The 18,686-nt window shown below is 60.7% G+C and carries 14 protein-coding genes and 1 pseudogene; 5 read left to right on the top strand and 10 right to left on the bottom strand.

The window, feature by feature from the left end; genetic code table 11:
• The first annotated feature begins 38 nt into the window (after nucleotides 1-38).
• Both IMW75_RS05605 and IMW75_RS05610 read left to right on the top strand, forming a co-directional pair.
• Nucleotides 39-530: a M48 metallopeptidase family protein gene (locus IMW75_RS05605; RefSeq protein ID WP_045059870.1), complete on the top strand. Its 492-nt coding sequence runs from the start codon at nucleotides 39-41 to the stop codon at nucleotides 528-530.
• A 50-nt stretch (nucleotides 531-580) separates the two neighbouring features.
• Complete coding sequence (locus tag IMW75_RS05610; RefSeq protein WP_045059871.1) at nucleotides 581-871, top strand: winged helix-turn-helix domain-containing protein; 291 nt, start codon at nucleotides 581-583, stop codon at nucleotides 869-871.
• 119 nt (nucleotides 872-990) lie between these two features.
• Here the strand turns inward: IMW75_RS05610 and IMW75_RS05615 are convergent, their stop codons facing one another.
• Nucleotides 991-1,443 carry a GNAT family N-acetyltransferase gene (locus tag IMW75_RS05615; RefSeq protein WP_205892065.1) on the bottom strand — a complete coding sequence of 151 codons (453 nt, stop codon included), beginning with the start codon at nucleotides 1,441-1,443 and terminating at the stop codon, nucleotides 991-993.
• A gap of 168 nt (nucleotides 1,444-1,611) precedes the next feature.
• Between IMW75_RS05615 and IMW75_RS05620 the strand changes: the two genes are divergently transcribed.
• Nucleotides 1,612-2,349: a substrate-binding periplasmic protein gene (locus IMW75_RS05620; RefSeq protein WP_205892066.1), complete on the top strand. Its 738-nt coding sequence runs from the start codon at nucleotides 1,612-1,614 to the stop codon at nucleotides 2,347-2,349.
• 21 nt (nucleotides 2,350-2,370) lie between these two features.
• On the opposite strand, the gene yccS is transcribed toward IMW75_RS05620, so the two are convergent.
• From yccS to betI, 9 genes are all read right to left on the bottom strand, one after another.
• Nucleotides 2,371-4,554, bottom strand: coding sequence for a YccS family putative transporter (gene yccS, locus IMW75_RS05625; protein WP_205892067.1), 2,184 nt, complete (start codon nucleotides 4,552-4,554; stop codon nucleotides 2,371-2,373).
• A gap of 229 nt (nucleotides 4,555-4,783) precedes the next feature.
• Nucleotides 4,784-5,962: a BaiN/RdsA family NAD(P)/FAD-dependent oxidoreductase gene (locus IMW75_RS05630; RefSeq protein ID WP_205892068.1), complete on the bottom strand. Its 1,179-nt coding sequence runs from the start codon at nucleotides 5,960-5,962 to the stop codon at nucleotides 4,784-4,786.
• 153 nt (nucleotides 5,963-6,115) lie between these two features.
• Nucleotides 6,116-7,453 (bottom strand): ATP-dependent RNA helicase DbpA, encoded by a 1,338-nt coding sequence (gene dbpA / locus IMW75_RS05635; protein ID WP_236695861.1) that lies wholly within the window; start codon nucleotides 7,451-7,453, stop codon nucleotides 6,116-6,118.
• Nucleotides 7,454-7,609: 156 nt separating this feature from the next.
• Entirely contained in the window at nucleotides 7,610-9,037 is a 1,428-nt protein-coding gene (gene mdtD / locus IMW75_RS05640) for a multidrug transporter subunit MdtD (RefSeq protein WP_045059877.1), read from the bottom strand.
• 143 nt (nucleotides 9,038-9,180) lie between these two features.
• Entirely contained in the window at nucleotides 9,181-10,518 is a 1,338-nt protein-coding gene (locus IMW75_RS05645; protein WP_205892069.1) for a TldD/PmbA family protein, read from the bottom strand.
• Nucleotides 10,518-11,960, bottom strand: coding sequence for a TldD/PmbA family protein (locus IMW75_RS05650; RefSeq protein WP_205892070.1), 1,443 nt, complete (start codon nucleotides 11,958-11,960; stop codon nucleotides 10,518-10,520). The genes IMW75_RS05645 and IMW75_RS05650 overlap by 1 nt, the downstream gene beginning before the upstream one ends.
• 314 nt (nucleotides 11,961-12,274) lie before the next feature.
• Nucleotides 12,275-13,978 carry a choline dehydrogenase gene (gene betA / locus IMW75_RS05655; RefSeq protein WP_045059880.1) on the bottom strand — a complete coding sequence of 568 codons (1,704 nt, stop codon included), beginning with the start codon at nucleotides 13,976-13,978 and terminating at the stop codon, nucleotides 12,275-12,277.
• A gap of 151 nt (nucleotides 13,979-14,129) precedes the next feature.
• Nucleotides 14,130-15,602 carry a betaine-aldehyde dehydrogenase gene (gene betB / locus IMW75_RS05660; protein ID WP_045059881.1) on the bottom strand — a complete coding sequence of 491 codons (1,473 nt, stop codon included), beginning with the start codon at nucleotides 15,600-15,602 and terminating at the stop codon, nucleotides 14,130-14,132.
• Between the two features lie 118 nt (nucleotides 15,603-15,720).
• Nucleotides 15,721-16,314, bottom strand: a complete 594-nt coding sequence (gene betI / locus IMW75_RS05665; protein WP_045059882.1) for a transcriptional regulator BetI — start codon at nucleotides 16,312-16,314, stop codon at nucleotides 15,721-15,723.
• A 380-nt stretch (nucleotides 16,315-16,694) separates the two neighbouring features.
• Between betI and IMW75_RS05670 the strand changes: the two are divergent.
• Together IMW75_RS05670 and IMW75_RS27305 are read left to right on the top strand one after the other, a co-directional pair.
• Nucleotides 16,695-18,240 (top strand): annotated as a pseudogene (locus IMW75_RS05670) (BCCT family transporter).
• Nucleotides 18,241-18,284: 44 nt separating this feature from the next.
• Entirely contained in the window at nucleotides 18,285-18,644 is a 360-nt protein-coding gene (locus tag IMW75_RS27305) for a hypothetical protein (protein ID WP_205940125.1), read from the top strand.
• The last annotated feature ends 42 nt before the right edge of the window (nucleotides 18,645-18,686 follow it).

Genomic DNA, 18,686 nt, shown 5'->3' on the forward strand with positions numbered 1-18,686 from the left:
ACACTGGCGGCCTGTTCGTCATTGATGTTGCCCTTTTCATGACCGCGTTGAAATACCTCCAGGCCTATCCCGCCGCGCTGCAGGATCAGGTTCGCCAGCTGATCGCCGAGAAGCGGCTGGGCGAGTACCTGACCCGGCGCTACCCGGACAAACATGGTGTGCAGAGCGACAAGGCGCTGTACACCTATGCGCTGGACCTCAAGCAGGAATACCTGCGTAACGCCCCTGCGATCGACAAGGTGCTGTTCGACAACCGTCTGGACCTGACCCATCGCGCCCTCGGCCTGCACACCACCATTTCCCGAGTGCAGGGCGGCAAGCTCAAGGCGAAGAAAGAGATCCGGGTGGCTTCGTTGTTCAAGGAGGCTCCGTCCGAGTTCCTGAAGATGATCGTGGTGCACGAACTGGCGCACTTCAAGGAATCGGATCACAACAAGGCTTTCTACAAGTTGTGTGAACACATGTTGCCTGGGTATCACCAGGTGGAGTTTGACCTGCGGGTGTACCTGACTTGGCGGGATATGCTGTAGGAGCTGCCGAAGGCTGCGATTCTCTGATCTTCCAATAACAAGGACCGAACGTGAGCAAGACCAAAACCAGTTTCTACCGCCGCCTGTATGTGGCCTACCTGATCGACAGCGGACTCGCCAGCAGCGTTCCGGCGCTGACCGAGTCAACAGGCATGCCCCGGCGTACGGCGCAGGACACCATCGCAGCGCTGGCCGACCTGGATATCGTCTGCGAGTTCGAGCAGGAGGAGGGCGCGCGCAATCATGCCGGCCGCTATCGCATTCGCGATTGGGGGGCGATTGATCGGGGGTGGATTGAGCGCAATTTGCAGCAGGTCAAGGCGGTGCTTGAGTATCCCTGATTGTGCGGTGCTGGTGCTGACCTCTTCGTGAGCAAGCCCGCTCCCAAAATGATGTGCGCAACGCCGCAGATCCCGAACCCTGGCAAAAAACTGTGGGAGCGGGCTTGCTCGCGACTATCCTAAGGACGACGCATGCCTATGTGTGGAATGTCATCCTCCAGGTATTCTTCACCTGCCACCACAAACCCGTACCGCCCATAATACCCCTGCAAATGCGCCTGGGCCGAGAGATAGATCGGCACATCCGGCCAATGCTTTTCTGCCTGTTTCAGCGCCTGGGCCATCAGGTCATGACCCAGCCCGGTGCCGCGCACCTGAGGTGCAATGATCACCCGCCCGATCACTACATCGCCGCCCTGCAGCTCCGGGTCGAGCAGGCGCAGATAGGCCACCAGCCGGTCGTCGCTCCAGGCCATCAGATGGCGAGTGTCGCCTTCCAGGTCCTGGCCATCGATGTCCTGGTACACACACTTCTGCTCGACCACGAAGACTTCCGCCCGCAGTTGCAAGATGGCGTACAGCTGCTCTTTACCCAGATCGCTATGGTGTTTGCAGACCCATTCAACTGTCATCTTCAAATTCCTTGTTCAACGTTGCTCTGATACTAAGCGCCCTGAGGGAAGATGTCTTGATGACGCAGAATTCTGTGACAAAGGCCAAAATGCCATCATTCAATTCGTGCGGCTCACTCTTCTTTGTGTAATCTTCGATGACAGCCCGCCCGCCAAGGATTTTCCAGCATGCCGCGAGTGCCTCATGCCTTTGCTCTGATCGGATTGCTGTTGTTGTTTCAGAATGCTCAGGCGGAAAAGCTGCGGCTGGTGGCGGATGCCTGGCCGCCGTTTACCGATGCCACGCTGATCAATGGCGGCTTGGCCACAGACATTGTCAGCACTGCACTGGCGCGCGCCGGTTATGCCAGCGACTTCGAGCAGGTGCCTTGGGCGCGGGCCATGCTCGGGGTTGGCGAGGGGCGTTATGACGTGCTGGTCAATGCCTGGTACAACGAGGAACGCACCCGGATCGGGCAATTTTCCGGTGAGTATCTGTTGAACCGGGTGCGCTTCATCAAGCGCAAAGACGCCCCCATCGAATACAACAACCTGCAGCAGCTGCACACCTACCCGATCGCGGTGGTGCGGGGTTACGCCTATTCCAGGGCATTCGACGACGATGTGTCGCTGCAGAAAGTCCCGGTGCACAGCTTTGCCATGGCGGTGCGGATGCTCGCTGCCGACCGGGTAAAACTCACGCTGGAAGATGAGTTCGTGGCGCGTTACTACCTGTCGCGCGAATCCGCCAAGGTACGCAACTCAGTGGAGTTCCTGCCCAAGCCTTTGAGCGAGAACAGCCTGCATATCCTGGTCAGCCTGAAGAACCCCCAGCATGAGCAGATCGTTGCGGGATTCGATCGGGAGATTGCGGCAATGAAGGCGGATGGAAGCTATGCGCGGTTGTTCAAGCAGCATGGCATGTGAAGGCGGAGGCCGCTCCAGGCTTCAAACTTCGCTGCCGTCCTTGATCAAATGCGCCGCCAAGGTCCGTAACGGCCCGAGCTGACGGCAGATCAGTGCCAATTGAGTCTGCACCAGGCGCTGCCCTTCATCGATCTCGTCCGGCATCTGTTCGAGCTCATTGGCCAGCGCTTCTTCTTCATCGCTCTGAATTGCGATGGGCGTCTTGCTTGCCAGACCCTGGGCGATTTCGTCGATGCTGGCGGCCAGCTTGATGCCGGCGCCCTCGATCAAGTACTCGCGCATCTCCGCTGGCAACAGCGTCTCGCGGTGGGCGCCGAGGCCGGACAGATAACTGAGCAAGGTGTGCGAGAGCACCAGGAAGCGGAAGCCGACATCGGCCTCCTTACGGAAATGCCCAGGCTCCATCAGCATATTGGCCAATGTCGTGGACAGGGCCGCATCGGCGTTGTGGGCATTGCGTCGGGCCAGGCGATAGGCCAGGTCATCGCTCTTGCCGGCGGCATACTGCTGCATGATCTGACGCAGATAGATGCTGTTGCAGGTGAGGGTGTTGGCCAGGACTTGGTTCAGGCGTCGACCCTGCCAGTCCGGCAGGAACAGGAACACCGCCAGGCCGGCGATCAGGCTGCCCAGCAAGGTATCGAACAGCCGGGGCAGGAACAAACCGTAACCGTCGCCGACCTGATTGAAGCAGAACAACACCATCAGGGTGATCGCGGCGGTTGCCAGGGTGTAGCGGGTGGTGCGGTTGATAAAGAACACCACGCCTGCGGCGATCGCGAAGCACGACTGCACCAGCGGGTTGGGAAACAGGTCGAACAGCGCCCAGGCCACGGTCAGGCCAATGGCAGTGCCGATAATCCGCTGACCGAGCTTGCGCCGGGTGGCGCCATAGTTGGGCTGACAGACAAACAGTGTCGTGAGGATGATCCAGTAACCCTGGGACGGGTGGATCAAATGCACCATGCCGTAGCCGATACTCAAGGCCAGGGGCAATCGCAAGGCGTGGCGGAACAGCAACGAGGTGGGTGTCAGCTGCGTGCGCAGGCGAATCCAGACATCCTTGAGGCTGCGGGGCGAACGGTCGAGCAGGCTACTGTCGGTTGCGTCGGCCAGGGCGTCGGGATTACTGGCGTCGCTGAGCAGGCGGTCGAGGGTGCCGAGATTGGCCGCCAACGCCCGCAGCGAGCGCAGCAGGCCGCGCCAGGCCGGGTTACTCTGCACTCGCAGGTGTTCGAGAGAAGCGTGCAGGTCGCTCAGGGCCTCGGCGAAACTGGCGTCGTAGACGAACGGCTGGCGCATCTGGATCGACTCGGCCAGGGCGCGGCAGGCTTTGCCTTGCTGGCGCAGCAGACGCTGGCAACGGAACAGCACGTCGCTGTGGAAGAACGCGTCCGCCAGGGCGTTGTAGGGATAATGCGAGGAACTGGCGCGCTCGTGGATGTCCTGCGCGAGGAAGTACAGCTTCAGGTAGCGGCTGACTTTCGAGCCGGGGCGACCATTGCCGACCCGATGCAGGATGATTTCCTTGGCGGCGTTGAGGGCGGCGACCACCCGACCATTCTGCTGTGCCAGTTCCAGGCGACGAGCTTCCACGTCCATTTGCCGTATCGGTTCGAACAGCGAAGATTTCAGCTTCAGGTAGAAACCCAGTTCACGGAACAGTCGCGCCAGGCTCTGTTGCACTGGCTGATTGGAAAACATCGCCTGCCACAGCACCGAGAGCAGGCCGTACCATGCCGCACCGGCCACCAGCAGCAGCGGTTCATGCCAGAAATCGGTGACCGCGCCCCCGCGCTGGTCCACGCCGATCATGGTGTAGACCGACAGAATCAGGGTCGCCGAGGCAATCGCCCCATAGCGTTCGCCCAAGGCGCCGAGCATGGTCAGGCCGAAGCTGGCGAGGGCCAGGGCGATGACAAAGACAATGGGATAGGGGAACAGCAGCTCGACCGAGAGTGCGGCAACACTGAAGCACACCAGCGTAACCGCCAGGGCATTGAGGCGGCCTTGCCAACTGTCGTCGGTCTCGGCCAGGGCGCTGGCGATGATCCCCAGGAACAGTGGAATCAGCAGGCCCATTTCATCCTCATACCAGCACAGCGCCATGCTGCCGGTCAGGGCAATGAACACCCGCACGCTGTAGCTGAATTTATCCAGTGCCCAAAGGCGGCGCAGAGACTGACGAAATGAACTTGATGGCATGAAGTGCGAAGGCCTTCCGAGGCAATGACGCTAAATTGAGCCAGTAATGACGTTGACGCAATGGCGTCGATCACATCTGACAGCAAAATCTGTTCCTTGTCCGGCAGAACACGGTCCCGTAGGAGCTGCCGAAGGCTGCGATCTTTTGATCTTGATCTTGATCTTGAAGATCAAAAGATCGCAGCCTCGTTTCTCTCGACAGCTCCTACGGGGTGCGTTGCGCGGTGTTTCAGACGTACTGCGCGGCGGCGTAGCCTGAAGCCCAGGCCCACTGGAAGTTGAAGCCGCCCAGGTGGCCGGTGACATCCAGCACTTCACCGATGAAATACAGACCAGGGCTTTTCAGTGATTCCATGGTCTTCGACGACACCTCGTGGGTGTCGACGCCGCCCAGGGTCACCTCTGCCGTTCGATACCCTTCAGTCCCTGCCGGTACCACCTTCCAGCTGGCCAGTTTCTCGGCAATCTCGGCCAATTCCCCGTGGGTGTACTGCTTCATCGGCTTGGAGACGAACCAGTTGTCGGCCAGCAGGTTGGCCATCTTCTTGGTGAAGATTTCCCCCAGCAAGGTCTTCAGCTCACTGTTCGGGCGTTCGGCTTGCTGTTGCTGCAACCAGGCCGGTACATCATGGTCGGGCATCAAGTTGATCTCGACGGCGTCGCCAGACTCCCAGAACGAGGAAATCTGCAAAATCGCCGGCCCGCTGAGGCCGCGATGGGTGAACAGGATGTTCTCGCGAAAGCTTTGCTCGTTGCAGCTCACCAGGCAATCCACCGACGTGCCGGACAGCTCGGTGCACAACTCCTTGAGCTGATCGGTGATGGTGAAGGGCACCAGGCCGGCGCGGGTAGGCAGTAATTGGTGGCCGAATTGCCTGGCCACCTGATAACCGAAACCGGTAGCACCCAGCGTCGGAATCGACAGGCCGCCCGTGGCGATGACCAGGGATTGGCAGCTCAACTGGCCCAGCGTGGTGTCCAGCAGATAGCCGCTTTCGATTTTCTCGATGGCCTGGATCGAGGTGTCCAGGTGCAGGCTGACGCCGACCTGGTCGCACTCGTTGAGCAGCATCTCGAGGATGTCGCTGGATTTGTTATCGCAGAACAGCTGGCCGAGCTTTTTCTCGTGGTACGGCACGCCGTGCTTGGCGACCATAGCGATGAAATCCCACTGGGTGTAACGCGCCAGTGCGGATTTGCAAAAATGGGGATTCTGGGACAGGAAATTGCCCGGTTCCGTGTACATGTTGGTGAAATTGCAGCGACCACCGCCCGACATCAGTATTTTCTTGCCGGCCTTGTTCGCGTGGTCCAGCAACATCACTTTGCGCCCGCGCCCGGCGGCGGTCAGCGCACACATCAAACCTGCGGCGCCAGCGCCAATGATCACGACTTCGGTAGAGCGCAAAACGGTGTCCTCTAGATATGTCACCACAAAACAAACTGTGGGAGCGAGCTTGCTCGCGATGGCGGATTGACAGACAACATTGATGCTGAATGTGCTGGCCTCATCGCGAGCAAGCTCGCTCCCACAGGGGATATTCGTTGGGCAGATGATCTCTTACAAGATACGCACGCGCAGCGAGCGGCCTTTGATCTTGCCGTCGTTCAGGCGCTGCAAAGCCTGCTTGGCGATGCCGCGTTCCACTGCCACGTAGGCCTGGAAATCGAAAATGGCGATCTTGCCGACCTGGGCGCCGGGGATGCCGGCGTCGCCTGTCAGTGCGCCCAGAATGTCACCAGGGCGAACTTTGTCTTTACGGCCTGCGCCAATCACCAGCGTGCTCATCACCGGCAGCAGTGGGGCGCCGCCCTGGGATTTGAGGTTGTCCAGCTGATCCCAGCTCAACGGCGATTTCTGCAGTTGTTCGATGGCCTGGGCGCGGTGCGCTTCGGACGGGGCGACCAGGCTGATTGCGATACCCTTCTCGCCAGCACGACCGGTACGGCCAACGCGGTGAATGTGGATTTCCGAGTCACGTGCCAGCTCGACGTTGATCACCATGTCCAGTGCATCGATGTCCAGGCCGCGTGCGGCGACGTCGGTGGCAACCAGTACCGAAGTGCTGCGATTGGCGAACATCGCCAATACCTGGTCGCGATCGCGCTGTTCCAGGTCGCCGTGCAGGCCGACGGCGGAGATACCTTTGGAGGTCAGGTGATCAACCGTTTCCTGAACTTGCTGCTTGGTGAAGCAGAAGGCTACGCAGGAAGCCGGACGGTGATGCGCGAGGACTTTGACGACCGCGTCCATACGCTCTTCCGGGGAGATTTCGTAAAAGCGCTGCTCGATCTGCGTGTCGTCGTGGAATGCCTCGGCCTTCACTTGCTGAGGGTTGCGCATGAACTTGGACGCCAGCTGCTTGATGCCGACCGGGTAGGTAGCCGAGAACAGCAGGGTCTGGCGACGTTCCGGGGCCTGCATGATGATTTCTTCGATGGAATCGTAGAAACCCATGTCCAGCATGCGGTCGGCTTCGTCGAGAATCAGCGTATTCAGGCCATGCAGCACCAGCGAGCCCTTGCGCAGGTGCTGCTGGATGCGACCCGGTGTGCCGACGATGATGTGCGCGCCGTGCTCCAGCGAGCCGATCTGCGGGCCGAATGCCACGCCGCCGCACAAGGTCAGGACCTTGATGTTGTCTTCGGCACGGGCCAGGCGACGGATTTCCTTGGCCACCTGGTCGGCCAGCTCGCGAGTCGGGCAAATGACCAGTGCCTGGCAACCGAAGAAGCGCGGATTGATCGGGTTCAACAGGCCGATACCGAAGGCTGCGGTCTTGCCGCTGCCGGTCTTGGCCTGGGCGATCAGGTCCATCCCCTTGAGGATCACCGGCAAGCTTTGCGCCTGGATCGGCGTCATCTGGGCATAACCGAGGGAGTCGAGGTTAGCCAGCATGGCGGCGGACAGCGGCAAAGTATTAAAAGCGGTGGCGATGGTGGTCACGGGACTGGCCTGCAAAACAAAATGTCGCGTAGTGTATCAGTCCCGTGGCTACTGGCCTGTATTTTCCGGACGGAAAGTCGCCAGGCCCAGCCACTTGTCGTCCGCAAACTAAGGTTCGATGTGCTCCTCTGGACGTTTGACACGCCGTCCGTCTTCCTTCGATAGCTGCGAGAAGATGGCAGCCGCCAGCATCGCCATGATGCCCACGGTCACGAAGGTCAGCTGGAAGGCGCCCAGCACCGTGTCCACGCCGTCATTGCCGACTTCGGCGGTGAAGCCGCCGAGCAATGCGCCGGCGCAAGCAACTCCCAGGCTCAGGGACAATTGCGCAACCACGGACAGCAAGCTGTTGCCGCTGCTGGCGCTGGCGTCGTCCAGGTCGATCAGGGTCACCGTGTTCATTGCAGTGAATTGCAGCGAGTTGATTGCACCCAGGATCGCCAGCATGCCCAACAGCAGCCAATAGGGCGTCTGCTCGCTGACCAGGCCCATGCTCGCGAGCATCACCCCCAGGGCCAGGGTGTTGCCAGTCAGCACGATGCGATAACCCAGGCGTTCGATCAGCGGCCGAGCCACCGACTTGGCGACCATGGCTGCGGCGGCCAGTGGCAACATGCTCATGCCGGCCTGGGAGGGCGAGTAGCCCAGCGCCACTTGCAGCAGCAGCGGTACAAGGAACGGCAAGGCGCCGCTGCCGAGGCGGGCGAACAGATTACCGAGGATGCCCACGGCAAAGGTCCGGGTCTTGAACAGCGAAGGCGCAAACAGCGGATTGTCGATGTGCCCGGCTCTTAGCCAATACGCAGCGAGGCAGGCCATGCCGGCGAACAGCAGCAACATCACGCGCAGGTGCGGCAGGTGCAGCTCGCCCAGGCCTTCCATGGCGATGGTGATCAGCACCATCGCGGCGCCAAACAGCAGGAAGCCAAGGCTGTCGAAGCGGGTACGCTCGGTGCCGCGCAGGTCGGGAATGAATTTCCACACGGCGTAGCAACCGATGACACCCACCGGCAGGTTGAGCAGGAAGATCCAGTGCCAGGACAAATACTCAACCATCCAGCCGCCAGTGGTGGGGCCCAGCAGTGGGCCGAGTAGACCGGGGATGGTGATAAAGCCCATGATCCGCACCAGCTCTGACCGCGGATAGGCGCGCAGCACTACCAGGCGACCGACCGGCAGCATCAGCGCGCCGCCCAGGCCCTGGATGACCCGGGCGCCGATCAGCATGCCCAGGCTATTGGACAGTGCGCACAGCAACGAGCCGATGCTGAACAGCAGGATGGCGCCGAAGAATATCTTGCGGGTGCCAAAACGATCGGCGATCCAGCCCGAAGCCGGGATCAGCAAGGCGACGGTGAGCATGTAGGCAATGATCACGCCTTGCATGCGCAACGGATCTTCCGCCAGATCGCGGGCCATGGCCGGCAGTGCGGTGTTGAGGATGGTCCCATCGAGGGACTGCATGAAAAAAGCGATGGCCACCACCCAAGGCAGCCAGCGGGCGGTGACGGGATCCAGAGGCGGGCGATTGGGCATGGGACCTCTTGTCAATTGGAACAACGCACCTGTAGAAGCGAGCTTGCTCGCGATGGTTGTCAACGATAACGCGGGGCATCTGATGCCCCTCAGCGCTCTCCGGTTTTTCGCGAGCAAGCTCGCTCCTACAAGGATTTGTGGATTTACAGGGTCAGGGTTAACCGACTGATCAGCGCGCCCGGCAACAACGCCGAGGCCGTTGCCCGCTGACTATAGGTGCTGGCGGACAGCAGGAGTTCCCGCTCCTGCGTCAACGCTTCCAACTGAGAACCGAGCAAGCTGTAGGCCGTGTCATCAAAGCGCATGGTGCTCACCGGTGCCTGTATCTCGCCGTTCTCGACCCAGAACGTGGCGAACCGCGTCATGCCGGTCATGCGGGCGCCTGGCTGGTCCGAGTAATTCAGATACCACAGGTTGCTGATGTACAGGCCGGTCCCCAATTGCTTGAGAATGTCGGCGTCCGGCAACGTACCAGCCGCCATGTTCACGGCGCTGGGCGATTCACCGCTGCCGGCGCCGTTGGCGGCCAGGCCATATTCGGCGGCGCTGCGTGAGCCCACCAACTGCTCGCCCGCCCGGCCTTCGACGATCAGCTTCAGGTCGCTGCGCGGATAACCTTCGCCGGAAAACGCCGGGCTCAACGAACCGCTCACGTGTTCATCCAGCGACACCAGCGCACTGAATGCCTGGTCGCCGGCATAGAGCTTCTGCAGCGGGCTGCTCTTGCTGGCAATCGACTGCGCGGAAAACCCGCCCCAGCACAGCATGCCGATGATTTCTTCCAGCGCAGCAGGTGCGAGGTAGGCGCGGTACTGACCCGGCGCCAGGGTGCGTAGCGGGCGGCCGAGAAATTCAAGTTGCTCGCGGGCTTGCTCGAAGCGTTTGGCAAAACCCTCGCTGTTCCATTCATGCCCGGCATAGCTGGCTTTTACCGCCTGGCCGTTCTCGTGAAACAGGCTGAAATCGAAATTGAAACTGTTCGCCTGATGCCAGCCGAACGCTCCCGAAGAGCTGGCGAAACCGCGGCTGATCGGACCCGCTGCGTAAAAGCCCACAAGGTCCAGGCCTGCCGCCGCGCGGGTGATTTCAGCCACGGCCTGCGCTGTCTCCGGTAGCGGATGATCCTGCACGTTCTGGCTCTGCCAGTCGTTGAAGTTGAGCAGCAGGTACGGGTCTTCCGGTAATAGCGGCAGGGTGTCGCGCAGCTGCTGCAGGCCCTCGGCCAGACGCTGGATATCTGCCCGGAGGTCATCCGACAGGGTGATGTCGAGGTCGGCGTGGCGGCCCTGGTCGATCAGCTTGAAGCCGATGCTGGCCTGCTGCACCTGTCCGGCCTGGCGCACCTTGCCATGGTTGAACCGCACGAAAGCCGAGGACTCGGCGGCGTAGCTCAGGGTGAACTGTTCCGGCTGGCGAATGGCGCCCTGCAGCCAGGTCACCAGGGCCTTGAACGACTCGGCCTGATTGATTGGAATACTCATCAGGCGTCTCCCCCGAATACATCCACGTTGCTGAATACACAGGCGGGCGAGGCATGGCCTACGCGGATCACCTGATTCGGTTCACCTTTGCCGCAGTTCGGTGTGCCTAATACCTTGAAGGTGCTGGCGTCGCCGACGGCGCTGAGGTTTTTCCAGAACTGTGCAGAGATTGCCCGGTAATTAGGGTTTTTCACCACGCCCTTGAGTTCGCCATTCTCGATCAACTGGCCCCACTCGCAGCCGAACTGGAATTTGTTGCGTGCATCGTCGATCGACCAGGAGCGGTTGGTGCTCATCAGGATGCCGTGCTCGATATTGCCGATGAGTTGCTCCAGCGGTTGATCCCCAGGCTCAATGTTCAGGTTGGCCATGCGATCGATCGGCGGACGGTTCCAGCCACAGGCGCGACTGTTGGCTACGCCCTCCATGCCCGCACGAAACTGCGAGAGGGCACCACCCAATGGCCGCAGCAACAAACCTTGCTTGATCAGAAACTGCTTGCTGGCGGCGCTGCCATCGTCGTCATGCCCGTAGCTTGCGAGTTGTTCGGGAATGTCCGGGTCGAAGGTCACGTTGAGCAGGTGCGAGCCGTACTGCAGTTGACCGAAGTCTTGCGCCTTGACGAAGCTGGTGCCCGCGTAATTGCGTTCATCGCCCAGGATGCGGTCCAGCTCCAGGGGGTGACCGATGGACTCGTGGATTTGCAGCATCATCTGGTCGGGCATCAATAGCAGGTCACGCGTGCCTTGCGGGGTGTTGGGTGCCAGCAGCAACTGCAGGGCCTGATCCGCTACTTGCGGACCGGCGCCGATCAGTCCGCAGCGGCTGATCACGTCGGCACCGCCCTGCTGGCCAAAGTTCTCGTGGCCCAGGCTGCGGGTCTGGCTGTCGTTCCCATCGTAGGCAGTGACGTCGAGGCCCGGGTAAACGAAGCGCTGGGCCTGGCGCAACTCGGCGCCGGCGCTGTTGAGGTAGATCTGCTCGACGTGGGTGACGCCGATGCTGACCTGCCAGTTCACCAGCCGCTCATCCTTGGGTACAGCTGCGGATTCGGCGCCGAGCAGCTGATAGCAATCACTGAGAGAGGGGAAGGGCTGATCGAGATTGGGCGAAAAGTAGTCGGCGCGATCACTGGAAACGGCCTGCTCGCGAAGGTCGAGCAAGGCATGAGGCTTGAATAGTCGGGCTTGTTGCTCGGCTTTCTCGAGTGCTGCTTGCAGGCCTGGTTGCGACAGGTCGTTGGTCGCCGCATAGGCTTCAACGCCATTGACCCGCACCGTCAGCATGGCCCCTTCGTCGCGGCTCAGGCTCGGCGGTTCGGCGACGTTCTTGCGCACTGACAGGTACTGGCCGGACTCGCGCACATAGCGTAGCGAAAAGAACTCGGCGCCCGTGCGCAAGGCAGCAAAGCGCTGCTTGAGCTGGGGGTGGAAATCGAACATTCGGGAACCTCCCTGGATGGAGTGGCGGTGACGCGGTGTGGCGAAGGGGGTGAAACGTTTGCGTGGCGCTAGATTAGGCCTGGGCGTGGGGTAGATCAAGGGCGTGGGCAGAGGGGGTAGGGATTGCCGGGTGTATCAGGGTGCAGATGTGTGGTTGTTGGGCCGGGCCCTTTCGCGAGCAAGTCGAACGGCGCACCGCCGCTCCCACATTGGATATTCAGTGAGCACAGATTATGTGAACACCCGAGATTCCTGTGGGAGCGGCGGTGCGACGTTCGACTTGCCCGCGATGGCCGCGCCGCAGTCTGACTGTCTTACTGAGCAGTCAGGCTCACATCCCGCATCGGCTTGCCACGTACCGGAGCATCACCGGCCACATAGTAATCCGCCGTGCTGCGCGGCAGAGGCTGGCGGCCGCGGATCTTGTCGGCGATTTTCTCGGCGATCATGATCGTTGGCGCATTCAGGTTACCGGTGGTGATGATCGGCATGATCGAGGCATCGACCACTCGCAGACCCTGCATGCCATGCACGCGGCCTTCGCCATCGACCACAGCCATTTCGTCGGTGCCCATCTTGCACGAGCAGGACGGGTGGAACGCGGTTTCAGCGTGTTCGCGGATGAACTTGTCGAGCTGCTCATCGGTTTGCACTTCGATGCCCGGGCTGATTTCACGGCCACGGTACTGGTCCAGCGCCGGCTGTTGCATGATTTCACGGGTCAGGCGAATGCCGTCGCGGAATTCCTGCCAGTCCTGCTCGGTGGCCATGTAGTTGAACAGGATGCTCGGGTACTCGCGCGGATCCTTGGACTTGGCCTGGATGCGACCGCGGCTCGGCGAACGCATGGAACCCATGTGTGCCTGGAAACCGTGCTCTTTCACACCGTTGCTGCCGTTGTAGTTAATCGCCACCGGCAGGAAGTGATATTGGATGTTCGGCCAATCGAAATCTTCGCGGGTACGAATGAAACCGCCGGCTTCGAACTGGTTGCTGGCGCCGATGCCGGTGCCGTTGAACAGCCACTCGGCACCGATGGCTGGCTGGTTGTACCAGAGCAGCGATGGGTACAGCGAAACCGGTTGAGTGCAAGCGTACTGCAAGTACAGCTCGAGGTGATCCTGCAGGTTTTCGCCAACGCCTGGCAGGTCGTGGACCACCGGGATGTCGAGCTTGTTCAGCAGTTCGGCCGGGCCGACGCCGGAGCGTTGCAGGATTTGCGGCGAGGCAATGGCGCCGGAGCACAGCAGCACTTCCTTGCGGGCACGGGCTTCAACGCGCTCTTCTGCAGCGCCGATCAGGTAACGCACTCCGACCGCACGCTTGCCTTCGAACAGGATCTTGTCGGTCAGGGCGTGGGTGACGATGGTCAGGGTCGAACGCTTCTTGGCCGTGTCCAGGTAGCCGCGAGCGGTGCTGGCGCGACGACCGTTCGGCGTGACGGTGCGGTCCATCGGGCCGAAGCCTTCCTGCTGGTAACCGTTCAGGTCTTCTGTGCGCGGGTAACCGGCTTGCACGCCTGCTTCAACCATCGCGTGGAACAGCGGGTTGTTGCCGGCTTTTGGCGTGGTCACGCTGACCGGGCCCTCGCCACCGTGGTAGTCGTTCGGACCGATGTCACGGGTTTCCGCCTTGCGGAAATACGGCAGGCAGTTCAGGTAGTCCCAGTCTTCCAGGCCAGGCAGCTTGGCCCAGTTGTCGTAGTCCATGGCGTTGCCGCGGATGTAGCACATGCCGTTGATCAGCGAAGAGCCACCCAGGCCCTTGCCGCGACCGCATTCCATCCGGCGACCGTCCATGTGTGGTTCAGGATCGGTTTCGTAGGCCCAGTTGTAGCGACGGCCTTGCAGCGGAAACGCCAGGGCGGCTGGCATCTGCGTGCGGAAGTCCAGACGGTAATCCGGGCCACCGGCTTCGAGCAGCAGGACGGTGACGCCTTCGTCTTCAGTCAGACGGGTCGCCAGGGTGTTACCGGCAGAGCCGGCACCGATGATGATGTAATCGAATTCTTGGGACATTGAATGCACCCTCTTTGAAGTAGGTCAGGTCAGACCGTTGCGAGTGCTGCGCACTCGATCGCCAGCAGGCTGGCTCCCACATTGGAATGCGTACTCCTGTGGGAGCCAGCCTGCTGGCGATGACGGCCTCGCAGGCGAAGCAGATGCCGCCTTAGAAAACCGAGGCGTAATCGCCCAGTTCGACCTGTACCGATTTGATGCGCGTGAAGTTGTTCAGCGAGCTGATGCCGTTCTCACGACCAACACCCGACTGCTTGTAGCCACCCACCGGCATCTTCGCGTCGGACTCGCCCCAGGCGTTGATCCAGCAGATACCCGCTTCCAGTTGATGAATCACACGGTGAGCGCGGTTCAGGTCCTTGGTGACAATGCCGGCGGCCAGGCCGAAGTCGGTGTCGTTGGCACGACGGATCACTTCTTCTTCGCTGTCGTAGGTCAGGATCGCCATCACCGGCCCGAAGATTTCTTCGCGAACGATGGTCATCTCGTCGGTGCAGTCGGTGAACACTGTCGGTGCCACGAAGGCGCCTTTGGCGAATTCGCCTTCGGTCAGACGGCTGCCGCCGCACAGAACGCGAGCACCTTCTTCTTTGCCCTTGGCGATGTAACCCAACACGCTTTCCATGTGGGCGAAGCTGACCAGCGGGCCGAAGTTGGTGTTCTCGTCTTCCGGATTGCCGATGCGGATGCGCGCTACACGCTCGGCGATCTTGGCTTCGAACGCAGCTTTCAGATGGGTCGGTACGAACACGCGAGTGCCGTTGGTGCAGACCTGGCCGGAGCTGTAGAAGTTGGCCATCATCGCGGTGTCGGCGGCACGATCGAGGTCGGCGTCGTCGAAAATGATCAAAGGCGATTTGCCGCCCAGCTCCATGGTCACTTCCTTGAGCGACGAGCTCGAAGCGCTGGCCATGACTTTCTTGCCGGTGTCGGTGCCGCCGGTGAAGGACACTTTCTCGATGCGCGGGTGCTCGGTCAGCCAGGTGCCGACTTCACGGCCGCTGCCGGTCAGAACGTTGAACACGCCAGCCGGAACGCCGGCTTCAGTGTAGATTTCGGCCAGTTTCAGGGTCGTCAGGGAAGTGACTTCACTTGGCTTGAAGATCATTGCGTTGCCGGCTGCCAGGGCAGGGGCAGATTTCCACAGGGCGATCTGGATCGGGTAGTTCCAGGCGCCGATACCAGCCACCACGCCCAACGGCTCGCGACGGGTGTAGACGAAGGAAGTGTCGCGCAGCGGGATCTGCTCGCCTTCGATGGCCGGTACCAGGCCTGCGTAGTATTCCAGCACGTCCGCACCGGTAACGATGTCGACGTACTTGGTTTCGGAGAACGATTTGCCGGTGTCGAGGGTTTCCAGGGCTGCCAGTTCATCGTTGCGCTCGCGCAGGATGTCGACGGCGCGACGCAGGATGCGCGAACGCTCCATCGCGGTCATCGCGGCCCAGATTTTCTGGCCCTTTTCGGCGCTGACCACGGCGCGTTCCACGTCTTCCTTGGTCGCGCGCTGGACGTTGGCGAGGACTTCACCGTTAGCCGGGTTGATGGCTTCGAAGGTAGCGTCGCTGCTGGCATCGCTGTAGCCGCCATCAATGTAGAGTTTTTGCAGTTCGAAACGGGCCATAAAGTCCTCGCAAGAGCATAAGTGGGTTGGCGGTAACCACTGCTGGTAAAGCCAGTTCCCCTAAGGTTGTGGCAACACCGATCAGTAGCAGTTCAGGGGTTGAGCGTTTATGTGTGCTCTAACTCACCTGCTTGGCCAATTGGAAATCCATGTATTCGTAAGCGATCTGGTGCGCCTGGGCAGTGTCGAAAGCATCTCCGGACAGCGCACCGCGCAACCACAAACCGTCAATGAGCGCCGCCAGGCCGCGGGCTGCACTGCGCGCGTCATCCAGCGGCAGTACGCGGCGGAACTGGCAACACAGGTTGGAATACAGACGGTGATCGTTGATCCGCTGCAACCTGTGCAATGACGGGTGGTGCATGCTGGTGGCCCAGAAGGCCAGCCAGGTTTTCATTGCCGGGCCATTGACCTGGCTGGCGTCGAAGTTGCCTTCGATGATCACCTGCAGATGGGCCCGCGGGCTGTCATCTGTCAGCGCCTGACGGCGTGCGGTGACGTTCTCGCTGAGGACACTCATCAGATACTGCGCCGTGGCAGCGATCAGGCCATTCTTGTCCTGAAAATAGTGACTGATTATGCCGTTCGAGACACCGGCCAAACGGGCGATCAGCGCAATGCTGGCGTCCCCCATTCCAACCTGATCGACAGCCTGCAAAGTGGCTTCGATCAACTGCTGACGGCGGATGGGTTGCATACCGACCTTGGGCATCTTGCACATCTCCTTAGGCCTTCCGGCAGACGTGGAACGTCTATCGGATTGAAGGCCAGTCTATTTTGTTTTGATTGAACGTTCAATCAATAAAGAATAAGCTCTGCGACAAATCGTCGCTATTTACAGTTTTTTGCCTGCGTGTAAATGGCGATAAACCGACATCCAAAATCGCTCGAAACCTGTGCGCCCCGGTGCTTGGGGACTTTCAGGCATTTTCGGGGTGTCTTTATATCACCCGCTGGTCGGCTGCCAACTAACCGATTGGTCGGGTACCGCTTTGCCTTGTGTTCTTCTCTCGCACTGCCCGGAGCATCTGTGCCATGAGTTCTGCCTCTCTTATAAAGACCCCACCCGAGAAGGTGACGGTCAACGGTTGGGTGTTCTACACCTCTACCGCGCTGATCCTGTTGTTGACCGCCATTCTGATCATTGCCCCGCAAGAGGCCGGCAGAGTGCTCGGCGTCGCCCAGGCCTGGTTGTCCCGCAGCTTCGGCTGGTACTACATGGTGGTGATTGCCGCTTACCTGGTGTTTGTCATCGGCCTGGCGTTCTCGTCCTACGGCAAACTCAAACTGGGCAGCAAGGACGACACCCCGGACTTCAGCTATGGCGCCTGGGCGGGCATGCTGTTCTCGTCGGGTATCGGCATCTCGCTGTTGTACTTCGGTGCATCCGAACCGCTGGATCACTACTTCAACCCGCCGGAAGGCGTGGCCGGCAGCAACATGGCTGCACGTCAGGCGGTACAGCTGACGTTCCTGCACTGGGGCCTGCATGGCTGGGCGATTTATGCGCTGGTCGGCCTTGCCGTGGCGTATTTTGCCTACCGTCATAACCAGCCGCTGGCGCTGCGTTCGGCGCTGTATCCACTGGTGGGCGAGCGCTGGGTCAAGGGCGCGGCCGGTCATGCGGTGGATGGCTTCGGGATGTTCGTGACCCTGCTGGGCCTGGTGACCAATCTGGGGATCGGGTCTCTGCAAGTGTCGTCGGGCCTGGAAAACCTGTTCGGCATGGAGCACAGCAACACCAACCTGCTGATTGTGATCATCGTGATGAGCACCGTGGCGACCATTGCTGCCGTGTCGGGTGTGGAGAATGGCATTCGTCGGCTGTCCAACCTGAACATCATCCTTTTCAGCGGCCTGTTGATCTTCGTCCTGCTGTTCGGCCCGACGCTGCATCTGCTCAACGGTTTTGTGCAGAACATTGGCGACTACCTCAACGGCGTGGTGCTGAAAACCTTCGACCTCTATGTGTATGAAGGCGACGCTGACAAGACCGAGCGCTGGATGGGCCTGTGGACCCTGTTCTATTGGGCCTGGTGGATCTCCTGGGCACCGTTCGTGGGCATGTTCATCGCGCGTATTTCCCGTGGGCGCACGGTGCGTGAACTGGTGGCCGGCGTGTTGCTGATTCCCCTGGGCTTCACCCTGGCGTGGCTGTCGATCTTCGGTAACTCGGCCCTGGACCTGGTGATGAACCATGGTGCAGTGGAGCTCGGCAAGACCGCTCTGGAACAGCCGTCCATGGCGATCTACCAGCTTCTCGAGCACTACCCGGCGTCGAAAGTGGTGATCGGCGTGTCGATCTTCGTGGGTTTCGTGCTGTTCCTGACGCCGGCGGATTCCGGCGCGGTGATGATGGCGAACCTGTCGTGCAAGGGTGGCAACGTTGATGAAGATGCGCCGCACTGGTTGCGGATCTTCTGGTCTGCGGTGATCACGCTGGTGACCATCGGCCTGCTGTTCGCCGGTAACTTCGAAGCCATGCAAACCATGGTGGTGCTGGCTGGCCTGCCGTTCTCGGTGGTGCTGGTGTTCTTCATGTTCGGCTTGCACAAGGCCATGCGCCAGGACGTGCAAATCGAACAGGAGCAGGCGGAGCTCGCAGCCCGTGGGCGGCGCGGTTTCAGCGAGCGCCTGACCCAGCTGGACCTGCAACCGAACCAGTCGATCGTTCAACGTTTCATGGACAAACAGGTGACGCCGGCGCTGGAAGAGGCGGCGGTTCTGTTGCGTGGCCAAGGCCTGGATGTGCAGACATTGCTGGGCAAGGCCAAGCGCTGCATGGGCCTGCGGATCGAGATGGAAGAGGGTAACCCGTTTGTCTACGAAGTGAGCCTGGATGGCTACCTGGCGGCGGCAAGCGAGACGGTCTCGGCTGAAAGTGTCGATGAACCCCGGGCACGCTACTACCGCGCCGAGGTTTACCTGCACAATGGCAGCCAGGATTACGATCTGATGGGTTTCACTCAGGATCAGATCACCCGTGACGTGCTCGATCAGTTTGAAAGCCATCGGCAGCTCCTTGGCCGGGTCTATAGCTGAGTAGTCAAGTAAGCGGTGTTGCTGTCTGAAGCACCGCATCGG

Source organism: Pseudomonas gregormendelii, from assembly GCF_017114825.1.
GTDB classification, from domain to species: domain Bacteria; phylum Pseudomonadota; class Gammaproteobacteria; order Pseudomonadales; family Pseudomonadaceae; genus Aquipseudomonas; species Aquipseudomonas gregormendelii.